Origin of the sequence: Rhodopseudomonas pentothenatexigens, assembly GCF_900218015.1 — a bacterium.
GTDB classification, from domain to species: domain Bacteria; phylum Pseudomonadota; class Alphaproteobacteria; order Rhizobiales; family Xanthobacteraceae; genus Rhodopseudomonas; species Rhodopseudomonas pentothenatexigens.
On the sequence record NZ_UFQQ01000010.1, the window covers coordinates 40,967 to 54,423 of the forward strand.

Here is a 13,457-nt window from a genome sequence, read left to right on the forward strand (position 1 = left end):
GTTCAGTTCAGTCGAAACAGGCCGTCAACTGCCTTGAATTCCGCAGGCTGCACGAGATCTGAATGAGCCACGCGAACCGCAAACAGCGGCCCTTCGAGCTTGGTCTGCCAGAAAGCGAGAAATTTGAAGAGTTCTGGGAATGTCGGACACAGGTCGTAGTCCTGCCACGTGTAGCTCTGCAGCAGCCACTGCCGGTCGGGGCGGCGATAGAGAATCTCGGCCGTTGTCAGACCGTAGCCGAGCACCTGCTTCCTGAAGTCCTCAGAAACTGCACCTCGTTCGACCATAAAATCCTCCTTCCCGAACCAGCATTCCGCAACAGTGCGCGACCGGGATTGCCTGCGAATGCCGTCCTTCCGTCTGCTGTCCCCGCGGAGCTGAGCTCCGGTCTTCACTCGCCCAGCGCCGCGCAGCTGAAAATGTGACGCAATTGGGCTGGGCACCTCAAGTCAAAAATCGACGGCAAATGCGGAAAATGCAGCTTTAGCAGCGACTTAGTTCAAGTGCTAACAGAGGCGCCGAAGCCCACGGAACAGTCGGGGCTTGATCACCGCTCCATCCTCGTTCACGGTGTTTGGCAGATGTTCCGCGCGAGTGCTAAAAATTTCGCGCCCGGCCCTTGTCTGTCCAAAATCCCTCGACTATCTCGTCCCTGTCGCGCTGGCACTCGCTGCCCGCGACTGCCAACATTTCGATTTCTGAAACAAGTTCAGAAACTTAGGAGGACTTGCATGAACTTCCGTCCGCTTCACGACCGCGTCGTGGTCAAGCGCATCGACGCCGAAGAGAAGACCGCCGGCGGTATCATCATTCCTGACACGGCCAAGGAAAAGCCCTCGCAGGGCGAGATCGTCGCCGTCGGCCCCGGCGGCCGCGACGAAGCCGGCAAGCTGATCCCGATCGACCTCAAGGTCGGTGACCGGGTGCTGTTCGGCAAGTGGAGCGGCACCGAGGTCAAGATCGACGGCAAGGAGCTGCTGATCATGAAGGAGAGCGACATCATGGGCGTCATCACAGACGCCGGCGCCAAGAAGAAGGCGGCCTGACGCTACGCACCGTCCTCACCCTGAGGAGCCGGCGCAGCCGGCGTCTCGAAGGGTAAGCTACGCAACGTCCAACCAGCTCATCCTTCGAGACGCCGCTCCACCCTTCGGCCGGACCGGCTCCTCAGGATGAGGGCCAACTCCAACATTCAGGGAACACCTCTTATGTCCGCTAAAGAAGTCAAATTCGGCGTCGACGCCCGCGACCGCATGCTGCGCGGCGTGGACATTCTCGCCAATGCCGTGAAGGTCACGCTCGGTCCGAAGGGCCGCAACGTCGTCCTCGACAAGTCGTTCGGCGCGCCGCGCATCACCAAGGACGGTGTCACCGTCGCCAAGGACATCGAGCTCGACGACAAGTTCGAGAACATGGGCGCCCAGATGGTGCGCGAAGTCGCCTCGAAGTCGGCCGACGCCGCCGGTGACGGCACCACCACCGCGACCGTGCTGGCCCAGGCGATCGTGCGCGAAGGCGCCAAGGCGGTCGCCGCCGGCATGAATCCGATGGATCTGAAGCGTGGTATCGACCTCGCGGTGGAAGCCGTGGTCGCCGACCTCGTCAAGAACTCCAAGAAGGTCACCTCGAACGACGAGATCGCCCAGGTCGGCACCATCTCGGCCAACGGCGACGCCGAAATCGGCAAGTTCCTCGCCGACGCGATGAAGAAGGTCGGCAACGAGGGCGTCATCACCGTCGAGGAAGCCAAGTCGCTCGAGACCGAACTCGACGTCGTCGAGGGCATGCAGTTCGACCGCGGCTACATCTCGCCCTACTTCGTCACCAACGCCGACAAGATGCGCGTCGAATTCGACGACGCCTACATCCTGATCAACGAGAAGAAGCTCTCGAACCTCAACGAGCTGCTGCCGCTGCTCGAAGCCGTGGTGCAGACCGGCAAGCCGCTGGTGATCGTCGCCGAGGACGTCGAAGGCGAAGCCCTCGCCACCCTCGTCGTCAACCGTCTGCGCGGCGGCCTCAAGGTCGCGGCCGTCAAGGCGCCGGGCTTCGGTGACCGCCGCAAGGCCATGCTGCAGGACATCGCGATCCTGACCGGCGGCCAGGCGATCTCGGAAGATCTCGGCATCAAGATGGAGAACGTCACCCTGCAGATGCTGGGTCGCGCCAAGAAGGTGATGATCGACAAGGAAAACACCACGATCGTCAACGGCGCCGGCAAGAAGGCCGACATCGAGGCCCGCGTTGCCCAGATCAAGGCGCAGATCGAGGAAACCACCTCGGACTACGACCGCGAGAAGCTGCAGGAGCGCCTGGCCAAGCTCGCCGGCGGCGTCGCGGTGATCCGCGTCGGCGGTGCGACCGAGGTCGAGGTGAAGGAGCGCAAGGATCGCGTTGACGACGCGATGCACGCCACCCGCGCCGCGGTCGAGGAAGGCATCGTGCCGGGCGGCGGCGTCGCTCTGCTGCGCGCCTCCGAGCAGCTCAAGGGCCTGCGCACCAAGAACGACGACCAGAAGACCGGCGTCGAGATCGTGCGCCGCGCCCTGTCCGCCCCGGCCCGCCAGATCGCCATCAACGCCGGCGAAGACGGCTCGGTGATCGTCGGCAAGGTGCTGGAGAAGGAGCAGTACGCGTTCGGCTTCGACTCGCAGTCGGGCGAATACGGCGACCTGGTCAAGAAGGGCATCATCGACCCGACCAAGGTGGTCCGCACCGCGATCCAGAACGCCGCCTCGGTGGCCGCGCTGCTGATCACCACCGAAGCGATGATCGCCGAACTGCCGAAGAAGAACGCCGGCGGCCCCGCGATGCCCCCGGGCGGCGGCATGGGCGGCATGGACTTCTAAGCGACGAAGTCGTCCCGGGCGCAGCGCAGCACGCAGTGGTGCGCTGCAGACCCGGTATCCCACCAAAGAGACAACGAAGCCCGGGAGCAATCCCGGGCTTTTTGTTGGGCTCTTGTGGACTGGATGAAGCGCAGCATAGTCCGGATCAGCCCGACCGATTCTACGCCGATGGCTCGATCGAGTAGCATCGGCTTCTGCCATCGTCTTGGACCCGCCAACGACTTGACGGGCAACGGAGCAATGAGGCGTACTACAATTGGTCACCTCCCTGCTAGGCGACCACACTAACCTGCGCCACGACGACGCAGAAGGTCCTGTGCAGACTATCGGAACGCAATATATGAAGCGGCCAATTGATAAAATCCGCGAATCGGCACTCTCGATGGAGATTGGCGAACCGGGTGAGCGAAGCACCATTACCGAATTCGTCAAGATCGCAGACAAATTGCATATCGTCACGGGGTCGGCAATTTACCGGGTCATGCTGGCAGACGAGATCGATCCGGAACGCACTAATCCTGCGGTACCTAATTCGCAGCAGAAAGTTCTGCACTACGGTTCGGAATCACCCTTGGTATGCAAGACATTGCTCACAGCCAAGCAACTCTTTGGCGAAGGATCACCTCTTGCTGATAAGAGCGACGCAATCAGGCTAAGTTTCGAGTGCCTGAGAGATTTGGTCGCACTAGCAGATTCTGCGCAAGCATTTAGTGAAGAGGAGACTTCAGTCCGGTCGCGATCGTTCGAAACGCGGGATCAACATCGATCCCTTATCCTGCCTTCCACTCCCAACCTAGCAGCGAGTTGCAAGGAGTTCATTTTGAAGTCTGATCATTCATTGCAGTCGCTTTTTGGAATCGCAAAGCTCTTCTATGGCGCCAACTTAAAGGGATGGTTTGAAGGCTTACACAGTGAGATTTGCCGACATCACGGTAAGGATACGCAGTATTGCGAACTATCTCGGGAAGTTGCTGTATTCTGCAAATCCATTCGAACAACTCGAAATTGCATTGAACACCCAAAGAAGAATGAAAGGGTGGACGTAGTGGACTATTCGCTGACACCTCGAAACGAGGTCATCCCGCCACAGATTTCAGTAACGCATCCAAGCTTTAATCAGCAGGCTATCCTAGTGTCGGACTACATGAGGCAGGTCACGGATCACATATCCGACATATTCGAAATACTTGTCGCCTTTATGTGCTCGCGCAACCTCCGCAATCTTCCTGAGAGTATTCCATTCTTGTATGACGTTGTGGAAATGCCGGAAAATACGAGAGCGAATAAGTTGGTACGATTCCGTTACGAAATCCTGCTTCGTACTTCTCCTGCGCAAGGTGGCTAACCCTCGCAATCTCAAGCTCTGCGTTTGGCAACTCCCGCGTAGCAGCCCGTAACTTGAAGGGAATGATCAAGCGCAATCCGCCTTCTGCGCGATGTGGCGCAATACGCTTCGTTATTTCGCCCTACACGGCAACGGCATTCCCTCACCCCTTCCCCTTCACCGGCTCAAAGCTGATCTTCAGTCTGTGCCCCGTCGCCTTGGCGAACCGCAGCAGCGTCCGGGTCGAGGGCTGGCCGCGGCCACTTTCCAAACGGGCGACGGTGCTTTGCGTAGTGTTCATCCGGCGCGCGAGTTCGGCCTGGCTGAGGCCGGCGCGACGGCGCGCCTTGGCGATCGCGGCCATCACGGTGAACTCTGCTTCGAGCGCATCGTACTCCGCGCGATACGCTGGGTCCTTGCTCCAGGCCTTGTGCAGATCCTTGATTTTGGTCATCTCGTCTCCCGAACTAACGGTCCCTACTTGACGGCTTTGGCGCGTTCCCTCGCGATCGCCAGTTCGCGCGGCGGCGTCTTTTGCGTTTTCTTGACGAAGGCGCGCACCACGACCACGCGCCTGCCCGCCGCGGTGAGATAGATGGCGCGGGAGATGCCGTCGCGCCCGGTGATGCGCAGCTCCCACAGCCTTGCTTCGAGATGCTTGACGCTGTCGCGTGGCAAAGCCTCGATCCGATCTGCTCGATCAGCTCGGCCAACCGCACGAACCGCGCACGCATGTCCGCCGGCAGCGCGCCGATCTCGGCATCAACAGTGGAATTGAGCGTCTCGACCACCCACCGCATCGTGGGAGACCATCGCAAAAATGCGATAACGTCGAGAAGCTTGATGCGCTCTCCGGCCGGCTCCTGGATTGCGTGCGGTGCGATCTCGGCTACAGATGGTGCCGGTACCGTTCCCTCGAACGCCGGTCCCTCACCATGTCCGACCTCCCGCCCCATCTCGCGCAGCTCGAAGAGGACCTCGCCGACATCGGCCCCGACGTCATGCAGGTCGAAGAGCTCGACGGCTTCATCGCCGCGCTGCTGGTCTGCCCCGAGATGATCAAGCCCGGCGACTGGCTGCCGACCGTGTGGGGCGGCGACGCGGACGAGCCGGCGCCGTTCACCGATCTCGATCACGCCAACAGCATCTTCGCGCTGATCATGCAGCACTACAACGAGGTCGCGATGACGCTGGCCGAGCATCCCGAGCGCTACCGTCCGCTGATGCCCGGCATCGGCACGGGGGACGTGGTCTGGGAGATGTGGATCGACGGCTTCGGAGCAGCCGTGGACATGTGGCCGGAGCATTGGGAGCGGCTGCAGGATGCCGACGACACGACACGCGCGGCATTCGACGGCCTGTCGGGGTTGGTCGACATCTCCACGATGATGGTGGACATCTCCGAAGACGACCGCGAAGCCCTGGCAAAGACGGCCGACGACAAAATCACCGGCTGGCTCATCGCCCTGAATACCTGGCGGATCGCCAACGCCCCCTTGCCCCGCACCATCGAATGGGGCCCGCCAACGCCGCCGGCCCTGCCGCCCACGAAGCGCGCCAAGATCGGCCGCAACGAGCCCTGCCCCTGCGGCTCGGGCAAGAAATACAAGCGCTGCTGCGGACTGAACTGAAGTACGGGCCGCGCTCCGGCTCGGACCACATCTCCTCGACCCGAAAAACAGCAGGTCCGGGCCGCGATGAGAGCCGTGCGCCCTACTCGTCCGCGTGCTTCAGGATCGCCTTCAGCAGCCCGGGAAAGCGCGCGTTGAGGTCGGCTTCGCGAACCGTGTTGCGATGCTCGACGCCCTTCTTGGTGGTGTGGATCAAGCCGGCCTCGCGCAAGACGCGGAAGTGGTTGGACAGCGTCGACTTCGGGATGTCGGGACACGGCGCCGCAGCGGTGCAGGACATGCAGGCCGGTTCCGTGAGCAGTCCCCGGACAATCTGCAGCCGCACCGGATCAGCCAGCGCCGCGAGCACGCCGGCCAGCGTGATGTCGTCGCGCGCGGGGTGAACGAACTGCACCATGAAAAAACATATAGGCGCCCTCTTGCGCTCGTTCAATATTCCCATATTTCCGAACTACCGATCTAGCGAACCATCGCAGATCCGAATCAGGGACGTTCGAACATGACCAAGACTCTGCAAGGCAAGGTGGCGCTGGTGACCGGCGCGTCGAAAGGCATCGGCGCCGCGATCGCGCTGAAGCTGGCGGCCGAAGGCGCCGCGGTGGCGGTGAACTACGCCTCCGGCAAGGACGGCGCCGACGCCGTGGTGGCGAAGATCACCGCCGCCGGAGGCAAGGCGGTCGCGGTGCACGGCAACCTCGCCGAGCCGGACGATGCCGCAAAGCTCGTCGGCGAGACGGTGAAGGCGCTCGGCAAGATCGACGTGCTGGTCAACAATGCCGGCGTCTACGAGATGCTGCCGCTCGATGCGATCACGCCGGCGCATTTCCACCACCAGTTCAACGTCAACGTGCTCGGCCTGCTGCTGGTGACGCAAGCGGCGGCGCGGCACTTCAACGATGGCGGCAGCATCGTCAACATCTCGTCGGGCGCCTCGACGCTGGCGATGCCGAACACCGCGGTGTACGGCGCCACCAAGGCGTCGGTCGATCTGATCACCGGCGTGCTGGCCAAGGAACTCGGCCCGCGCCGGATCCGCGTCAACGCCGTCAATCCCGGCATGGTGGTGACCGAAGGCGTCAGAGCGGCGGGCTACGACAGCGGCGAGATGCGCAAGCAGATCGAAGCGATCACCCCGCTCGGCCGCGTCGGCGAAGCGGACGAGATCGCGGCCGTCGTCGCCTTTCTGGCGTCCGACGCCGCGTCCTACGTCACGGGTGAAACGCTGCACGTCACCGGCGGACTGAAGTAATCCCCCGGCGCCGCACGCCCATCGCGCAGTCCGCCCCGGTGCCATTGCCGGGGCGGATGCGGCTGGCACATACCCTTCCTGCTCCGGCTTCGGCGGGCGCGGCCGCAACGAAATCCGGCTTCGGCCGTTATGCCGCACCGGCCGTATTGGGACGCGCCGAAGAGGAGAACTGGATTTGAAGAAACTCGTCCTGGGAGTCGCCGCCGCCACCCTGCTCGGTCTCGGAGCGCTCACGCCGGCGGTCGCAGCCGCACCCGCGCCAACGCAGACCGCTCCGTTGACCGCTGCCCCCCTGACCGATGTCTCGGCCCAGCGCTACGTCGTCCGTAAGCGTGTGGTCCGCCGCGGCCCGCACTGCACCGTCCGCAAGGTGGTCACCCGCGGCGCCTATGGCCGCCGCGTGGTGCGCACCACCCGCGTCTGCCGCTAGCTCCGGCGTGCCGCCTGGCGGCTTCAAATCGGAAGGAAGGCGGACGACAGTGTCCGCCTTCCTTGCGTTTCAGGATCGGTTACGCGCACCGGCTCTTGGTCGTGCCGAAGCACCGGTCTTACCAGCGATCGAACCGGTCGCCCATCCGGCCTTCCACGTCGACCTGCTCGTAATCGGGAGCGGCAGGCTGGCGCCGCACGGTGCGCAGCGTTCGTTGTTGGGTCTTGGGCGGATTGAACACCACGTAGCAGGCCGGGCTCAGCCGCGGGCCGGCGTCGCGCAGGCAGCCCTCGATCCGGGCCGCATCGGGAATGAACTGCCCGCACAGGCGGAACGCATCCGGGGTGCAGGCCTCGCGCTGCGCGGCCGTCCCTTGCTCCTGAGCGACGGCGGCGCCGCCGACAAAGCTGGTGAACACAATCAGTCCGGCAAACAGGCGTGAGGTCATGGTCGATCTCCGTTTGATCGACCAAGTGCGAGGCCTGCGAAGTCGTTCCGCGGGCGGCGTTCACAGATTGTGGAGAGCGTGCCTCGAGCAGGGAAAGCGGCGGTCCCGCTCTCGGTGTCCGCTCGAAGCGCGGCAGGTCAGGTCATGCTGCCGACGACGACGAGGCGCTTGACCTCGCCGCGTTTGAACGCCTGCAGGAAGGCGTTGTAGTCCTTGAACGAGACGCAGCCGTTGGAATCGCCGCGCGGCCCGAGCATGTAGGTGTGAGCAAGCAGGCCGGTGCGGCCGTAGATCACATCCTGACCGCCGACCGGAGTGAGCCGGATCGCGGCGACGCCGTGGAACAGCTTCTCGCGCATCTTCAGGTCGTAGATGTGCGGCGGGGTGGCGCCCTGCATCTTGACGTTGACGTGGCGCGGATCGTCCATCCGGGCGCCGAGGCCGGAATGCGCTTCGAGCTTGGAGCCGTCCGGCATGTACACGGTCTTGGCGGTGATGTCGTACACCGCGGTGTAGCGATCGTCGTCCGAGGGATTGAAGGCGTTGTCGCGAACCTGGCCGACGTCGAGATCGCTGGTGTCGGCCGAAGCGTAGGCCAGTGCCGGGCTGTCGACCTTGCCGAACAGTTTTTCGAAGAAGCTCGACTTCTGGTTCTGCGCCGCCATCAGGATTGCCGACTTGGCACGGGCGACCAGAGCTTCGTGGCTGTAGGGGTTGCGCGAGGGATTGCGCGGCGTGAGGGCAGCGATCGACTTGGCCCGCTGCGGCGGCAGCGGCACGTTCATCGCTTCCTTCACCGGCGACGGCGGAGGCGCAACGCCGACCTTGGCGTCGTCGTCGGTGTGGGCGGCCGATTCAGGATTTTGCGCCGGCTGTTTGAACCGATCGGGCTGGAAGCCGAACGAATAGGAAGGATCGAGCAGAGCGTAATAGCGGTGGCCGGTCTTGGCGGGCTCGGAAGCCTGGACACTGGAGGTGACCGGAACGTCGGTCGGATCGGCGGAGGCGACCTGGACGCCCCTGGTTTCCTGGCGCTTGAAGGCGGATTTCAGCGCCAGCGACGCCATCAATTGCGGCGCGGCCTCGGCGGCTGCAGCGAGCGGTTCGAACCGGGCGGAGAACGAGGTGCGCTCGATCGAGGAGCGGCTGACCTGATCGTCACGCCAGGAGCCGACGGTCGGATAGATGCTGGCGCCGACGGTGTTGGCGTAAACCGTCCAGACGCAACCGATCACCGGCAGCGCGATTCCGATCGCGCCGAGCGATTTCCGAAACCCCATGTAGCGGGCCCCACGTTGGTTGGACGGCGATCGCCGCCCCGTGCCGACTGTCATTCGCTCGCTTCCCGACTTTTCCCCATCGGTCAGCGGCAAACCAAGATACCGCATACAGATGTGGCAGAACAGAGGAGCGCGATTAAGGCGGGTTTTAGTTAAATGCAGTTTAAGCGGCCTGGAGCGGGAACCATGCGCCGCTATGGTTAACGATTGGTTAGCACTCCGTCGCGCCTATTCATCCAATAGTTCCAATCGGTTGACGGTCGACACCGACCCGATTGCGGCTTTCGTCAGCGAATTCCCGCACCGATAAAGCGAATCGACCCCGGGATGCTACGAAAGATTGTAGTGACAAATTTTGCCGTCGCGATCGTCCGAGACCGCGAAAGCGCCCGCGCCGAAGCATGGCATATCGATTGCATCTGAGCCGCGTTCTTACCTTTTGAGGCCCGGAATGTCAGCTTCCTTCGATCGTTATGTCAGCTTCCAACACTGCGACTGGGAGGGGCGCTCGAAGCGGGTGATGCAGCGGCTGCAGCGCCACGTCGACGCCGCGGAGAATCCGTTCTGGGCGTACTTCGCCCAGAAGCGCACCGAGCTGCGCGACAAGCAGGGTCTCGACGATCTCCGCATCCTGCACAACTACCTGCCGACGCTGCGCGAGCTGCTGGAGGACAACGGCGACCTCGAAACCCTGCAGATGCTGGAAGATCTCGAAGCCAACCTGATGTGACGTGCTACGCGCGGCGCCCCGCCGCGGTGAGGAAGTCGAAGTCGCAGCCGTCGTCGGCCTGCAGCACCGCGTCGTGGAACAACTGCGCGTAGCCGCGCTCCGGCCGCGCCGCAGCGGTCGCCGGCAGCGCGGCGCGGCGGCGGGTCAGCTCGGCGTCGTCGACCTTGAGGTCGATCCGGCGCGCGGCGACGTCGAGTGCGATCCGGTCGCCGGTCTGCACCAGCGCCAGCGGCCCGCCCTCGGCGCTTTCCGGGGTGATGTGCAGCACGATAGTGCCGAACGCGGTGCCGCTCATCCGCGCATCGGAAATCCGCACCATGTCCTTCACCCCTGCCCGCGCCAGCTTCAGCGGGATCGGCAGATAGCCGGCCTCCGGCATCCCGGGCGCGCCCTTCGGCCCGGCATTGCGCAGCACCAGCACGTCGTCGGCGGCGACGTCGAGATCGGGATCGTCGATCCGCCGCGCCATGTCTTCCAACGTCTCGAACACCACCGCGCGTCCGGTGTGCTGCATCAGGTTCGGCGACGCGGCGGCGTGTTTGATCAGCGCGCCGCGCGGCGCCAGATTGCCGCGCAGCACCGCGAGCCCGCCTTCGCTGCGGATCGGATCAGCGCGCGAGCGGATCACGTCCTGTCCCGGCACCTCTTCGGCCTGCGCGACGAGCTCGCGCAGCGTCGCCCCGGTGATGGTGCGGGCGTCGAGTTCGATCAGTTCGCCGAGCTGCGCCATCAGCTTCGGCACGCCGCCGGCGTGGTGGAAGTGCTCCATGTAGTGCGCGCCCGACGGCTTGAGGTCGACCAGCACCGGCACCTTGCGGCCGATCGCGTCGAACTCGTCGAGATCGATCCGGTGCGGCACGCGGCCGGCGATCGCGGTGAGATGGATCAGCCCGTTGGTCGAGCCGCCGATCGCCTGCAGCACCACCTGCGCGTTGCGGAACGCCGCCGGGGTCAGGATCTCGCTTGGGCGCGGCCCCTTGGCCTTGGCCATCGCGGCGGCGACACGGCCGCTGGCCTCTGCCGAGCGGAACCGTTCGGCATGCGGCGCCGGAATCGTCGCGCTCATCGGCAGCGACAGTCCCATCGCTTCGATCATGCACGCCATCGTCGAGGCCGTGCCCATCACCATGCAGGTGCCGACCGACGGCGCCAGCCTGCCGTTGACCGCCTCGATCTCGGCCTCGTCGATCTCGCCGGCGCGATACTTCGCCCACAGCCGCCGGCAGTCCGTGCAGGCGCCGAGCACCTCGCCCTTGTGATGCCCGACCACCATCGGCCCCACCGGGATCACCACCGTCGGCAGATCGGCCGACACCGCAGCCATCACCTGTGCTGGCAGCGTCTTGTCGCAGCCGCCGATCACCACCACCGCATCCATCGGCTGGGCGCGGATCATCTCCTCGGTGTCCATCGCCATCAGATTGCGCAAGTACATCGAGGTCGGATGCGCAAAACTCTCAGCGATCGAGATGGTCGGAAACACCATCGGCATCGCGCCGGCCAGCATTACGCCGCGCTTCACCGCGTCGATGATCTGCGGCGCGTTGCCGTGGCAGGGATTATAGTCGCTGTGGGTGTTGGTGATGCCGACGATCGGTCGGTCGAGGGCGTCGTCCGAATAGCCCATCGCCTTGATGAAGGCGTTGCGCAGGAACAGCGAGAATCCCGAATCGCCGTAAGCCGTCAGTCCCTTGCGCAATCCGTCGGTCATGTCCCGTCCCGCTGCAGTTTTGCAGGCACTTGAAGGACGGCGGCAGCCGATGTCAATCGCGTGGTCAGGTGATCGCTTTGGCGACCAGTAACGCGACCAGAATCGCGACGCCACTGAAGGCGATGGTGAGGAATTGGCGTCGATGCGAGCTGGAGATCAGTGGGTTCATCGGTTCCTTCGCCCTCTTTCGGCGAATCGATCGCCCTCGGAGCCGCGGCAATTAAGCCGCTTTTAGCGACGGCAGGATGAACCAACTACTCGGACGACTACCGGACACGGAACAACTCATGGTACGCAAAACGCCGGGACGGTGAACCGTCCCGGCGCGAATCATCGGACCGATCGTGGAACCGATCAGGCGGCGTTGAAGCCGGCGATCGCCTTGACCTCGAGATACTCTTCGAGACCGAACTTGCCCCACTCGCGGCCATTGCCCGACTGCTTGTAGCCGCCGAACGGCGCGGTGCGCTCGTTGGGCACGCCCTGCAGGTTGACGTTGCCGGCGCGGATCTTGCGGCCGACTGCACGGGCGCGGTCCACCGAGCCGGCCGAGACGTAACCGGCCAGACCATAGGGCGTGTCGTTGGCGAGTTCGACCGCTTCGTTCTCGTCCTTGGCGCCCATGATCACCAGCACCGGCCCGAAGATCTCCTCGCGCGCGATGGTCATGTCCTTGGTGACGTCGGCGAACACCGTCGGGCGCACGTAGAAGCCCTTGTTGACGCCTTCCGGCAGGCCGGGGCCGCCGGCCACCAGGGTGGCACCTTCCTCGATGCCCTTGTTGATCAGCGCCTGGATCTTGTCCCACTGGATGCGGTTGACGACCGGGCCGATGGTGGTGCCTTCGCCGCGCGGATCGCCCGCCTTGGTCTTGTCGGCGACGCCCTTGGCGATCGCCGCGACCTCCTTCATCTTCGACAGCGGCACGATCATCCGGCTCGGCGCGTTGCACGACTGGCCGGAGTTGTTGAACATGTGCATCACGCCGCCGGTCACCGCCTTGGTCAGGTCGGCGTCCTCCAGGATCACGTTCGGCGACTTGCCGCCGAGCTCCTGGCTGACGCGCTTCACCGTCGGTGCGGCGCGCTGGGCGACGTCGATGCCGGCGCGGGTCGAGCCGGTGAACGAAATCATATCGATGTCGGGATGCTCGCTCATCGCCGCGCCGACCTCCGGGCCGAGGCCGTTGACGAGGTTGAAGACGCCCTTCGGCACGCCGGCTTCGTGCAGGATCTCGGCGAAGATCAGCGCCGAGGTCGGGGTGAATTCGCTCGGCTTCAAAATCATCGTGCAGCCGGCCGCGATCGCCGGCGCGACCTTGCAGGCGATCTGGTTCAGCGGCCAGTTCCACGGCGTGATCATGCCGATGACGCCGATCGGCTCGCGCACGATCATCGCCGAGCCCATCGGCTCCTCGAACTGATAGTTCTTCAAGACGTCGAGCGTCGACATGATGTGGCCGAGGCCGGCGCCGGCCTGCATCTTCTCGGCCATCGGCAGCGGCGCGCCCATCTCGTCGGAGATCGCGGCGCCGATTTCCTTCATGCGGCTCTTGTAGACCGCGATGATCTTTTCGAGCAGCGCGACGCGCTCCTCGCGGCTGGTCAGCGAGAACGTCTCGAAAGCACGCTTGGCGGCGGCCACCGCCTTGTCGACATCGGCCTTGGAGCCGAGCGCAACCTCATACATCGCCTCCTCGGTGGCGGGATTGACGACCGACGTCGACTTCTTGACGACGGGATCGACCCAGGCGCCATCGATGTAGAACTGCATGCGGTTGACCATCGTGAACCTCTTGCTTGATC

15 protein-coding genes are annotated in these 13,457 nt (G+C 64.0%); 7 read left to right on the top strand and 8 right to left on the bottom strand.

Annotation, left to right across the window (positions count from 1 at the left end; all coding sequences use genetic code 11):
* Positions 1-2 precede the first annotated feature (2 nt).
* Positions 3-287 carry an usg protein gene (locus DWA33_RS10970; RefSeq protein ID WP_047307529.1) on the bottom strand — a complete coding sequence of 95 codons (285 nt, stop codon included), beginning with the start codon at positions 285-287 and terminating at the stop codon, positions 3-5.
* A 444-nt stretch (positions 288-731) separates the two neighbouring features.
* On the opposite strand from DWA33_RS10970, the gene groES reads away from it, so the two are divergent.
* The 3 genes from groES (at position 732) to DWA33_RS24905 (ending at position 4,194) form a co-directional block, all read left to right on the top strand.
* The gene (gene groES, locus DWA33_RS10975) at positions 732-1,046 is read left to right on the top strand and encodes a co-chaperone GroES (RefSeq protein ID WP_114358135.1); all 315 of its coding nucleotides are present in this window, start codon (positions 732-734) and stop codon (positions 1,044-1,046) included.
* A gap of 162 nt (positions 1,047-1,208) precedes the next feature.
* Positions 1,209-2,849 carry a chaperonin GroEL gene (gene groL / locus DWA33_RS10980; protein ID WP_114358136.1) on the top strand — a complete coding sequence of 547 codons (1,641 nt, stop codon included), beginning with the start codon at positions 1,209-1,211 and terminating at the stop codon, positions 2,847-2,849.
* Between the two features lie 256 nt (positions 2,850-3,105).
* Complete coding sequence (locus DWA33_RS24905) at positions 3,106-4,194, top strand: hypothetical protein (RefSeq protein ID WP_147270236.1); 1,089 nt, start codon at positions 3,106-3,108, stop codon at positions 4,192-4,194.
* 142 nt (positions 4,195-4,336) lie between these two features.
* Here the strand turns inward: DWA33_RS24905 and DWA33_RS10985 are convergent, their stop codons facing one another.
* Complete coding sequence (locus DWA33_RS10985; RefSeq protein WP_013503049.1) at positions 4,337-4,627, bottom strand: helix-turn-helix domain-containing protein; 291 nt, start codon at positions 4,625-4,627, stop codon at positions 4,337-4,339.
* 23 nt (positions 4,628-4,650) lie between these two features.
* A complete protein-coding gene (locus DWA33_RS25415; protein WP_244601256.1) occupies positions 4,651-4,851 on the bottom strand; it encodes a type II toxin-antitoxin system RelE/ParE family toxin in 201 nt (66 codons plus the stop codon).
* Here DWA33_RS25415 and DWA33_RS10995 point away from each other — a divergent pair.
* Positions 4,845-5,804, top strand: a complete 960-nt coding sequence (locus DWA33_RS10995; protein WP_244601257.1) for a UPF0149 family protein — start codon at positions 4,845-4,847, stop codon at positions 5,802-5,804. The two genes, DWA33_RS25415 and DWA33_RS10995, sit on opposite strands and share 7 nt — an antisense overlap.
* An 82-nt stretch (positions 5,805-5,886) precedes the next feature.
* Here DWA33_RS10995 and DWA33_RS11000 read toward each other — a convergent pair whose 3' ends face one another.
* Complete coding sequence (locus DWA33_RS11000; RefSeq protein WP_114358138.1) at positions 5,887-6,201, bottom strand: ArsR/SmtB family transcription factor; 315 nt, start codon at positions 6,199-6,201, stop codon at positions 5,887-5,889.
* A gap of 102 nt (positions 6,202-6,303) precedes the next feature.
* Here DWA33_RS11000 and DWA33_RS11005 point away from each other — a divergent pair, with 102 nt between their 5' ends.
* Both DWA33_RS11005 and DWA33_RS11010 read left to right on the top strand, forming a co-directional pair.
* Complete coding sequence (locus DWA33_RS11005) at positions 6,304-7,053, top strand: SDR family NAD(P)-dependent oxidoreductase (RefSeq protein WP_114358139.1); 750 nt, start codon at positions 6,304-6,306, stop codon at positions 7,051-7,053.
* Between the two features lie 175 nt (positions 7,054-7,228).
* Positions 7,229-7,483 carry a hypothetical protein gene (locus tag DWA33_RS11010; RefSeq protein ID WP_114358140.1) on the top strand — a complete coding sequence of 85 codons (255 nt, stop codon included), beginning with the start codon at positions 7,229-7,231 and terminating at the stop codon, positions 7,481-7,483.
* 118 nt (positions 7,484-7,601) lie between these two features.
* On the opposite strand, the gene DWA33_RS11015 is transcribed toward DWA33_RS11010, so the two are convergent.
* Positions 7,602-7,931 (bottom strand): hypothetical protein, encoded by a 330-nt coding sequence (locus tag DWA33_RS11015; RefSeq protein WP_114358141.1) that lies wholly within the window; start codon positions 7,929-7,931, stop codon positions 7,602-7,604.
* A 137-nt stretch (positions 7,932-8,068) separates the two neighbouring features.
* Complete coding sequence (locus DWA33_RS11020; protein ID WP_114358142.1) at positions 8,069-9,265, bottom strand: DUF2778 domain-containing protein; 1,197 nt, start codon at positions 9,263-9,265, stop codon at positions 8,069-8,071.
* Positions 9,266-9,662: 397 nt separating this feature from the next.
* Here DWA33_RS11020 and cowN point away from each other — a divergent pair, with 397 nt between their 5' ends.
* Positions 9,663-9,941: a N(2)-fixation sustaining protein CowN gene (cowN, locus tag DWA33_RS11025; RefSeq protein WP_114358143.1), complete on the top strand. Its 279-nt coding sequence runs from the start codon at positions 9,663-9,665 to the stop codon at positions 9,939-9,941.
* 4 nt (positions 9,942-9,945) lie between these two features.
* Here cowN and DWA33_RS11030 read toward each other — a convergent pair whose 3' ends face one another.
* Together DWA33_RS11030 and DWA33_RS11035 are read right to left on the bottom strand one after the other, a co-directional pair.
* A complete protein-coding gene (locus DWA33_RS11030; RefSeq protein WP_114358144.1) occupies positions 9,946-11,652 on the bottom strand; it encodes an IlvD/Edd family dehydratase in 1,707 nt (568 codons plus the stop codon).
* Between the two features lie 354 nt (positions 11,653-12,006).
* Positions 12,007-13,437, bottom strand: a complete 1,431-nt coding sequence (locus DWA33_RS11035) for an aldehyde dehydrogenase family protein (RefSeq protein WP_114358145.1) — start codon at positions 13,435-13,437, stop codon at positions 12,007-12,009.
* Positions 13,438-13,457: the final 20 nt, after the last annotated feature.

Excerpts from the sequence above, each read along its gene's own strand:
- DWA33_RS10970 (WP_047307529.1), bottom strand. The coding sequence starts at position 287 with ATGGTCGAACGAGGTGCAGTTTCTGAGGACTTCAGGAAGCAGGTGCTC.
- groES (WP_114358135.1), top strand. The coding sequence starts at position 732 with ATGAACTTCCGTCCGCTTCACGACCGCGTCGTGGTCAAGCGCATCGAC.
- groL (WP_114358136.1), top strand. The coding sequence starts at position 1,209 with ATGTCCGCTAAAGAAGTCAAATTCGGCGTCGACGCCCGCGACCGCATG.
- DWA33_RS10985 (WP_013503049.1), bottom strand. The coding sequence starts at position 4,627 with ATGACCAAAATCAAGGATCTGCACAAGGCCTGGAGCAAGGACCCAGCG.
- DWA33_RS11000 (WP_114358138.1), bottom strand. The coding sequence starts at position 6,201 with ATGGTGCAGTTCGTTCACCCCGCGCGCGACGACATCACGCTGGCCGGC.
- DWA33_RS11005 (WP_114358139.1), top strand. The coding sequence starts at position 6,304 with ATGACCAAGACTCTGCAAGGCAAGGTGGCGCTGGTGACCGGCGCGTCG.
- DWA33_RS11015 (WP_114358141.1), bottom strand. The coding sequence starts at position 7,931 with ATGACCTCACGCCTGTTTGCCGGACTGATTGTGTTCACCAGCTTTGTC.
- DWA33_RS11020 (WP_114358142.1), bottom strand. The coding sequence starts at position 9,265 with ATGACAGTCGGCACGGGGCGGCGATCGCCGTCCAACCAACGTGGGGCC.
- cowN (WP_114358143.1), top strand. The coding sequence starts at position 9,663 with ATGTCAGCTTCCTTCGATCGTTATGTCAGCTTCCAACACTGCGACTGG.
- DWA33_RS11030 (WP_114358144.1), bottom strand. The coding sequence starts at position 11,652 with ATGACCGACGGATTGCGCAAGGGACTGACGGCTTACGGCGATTCGGGA.
- DWA33_RS11035 (WP_114358145.1), bottom strand. The coding sequence starts at position 13,437 with ATGGTCAACCGCATGCAGTTCTACATCGATGGCGCCTGGGTCGATCCC.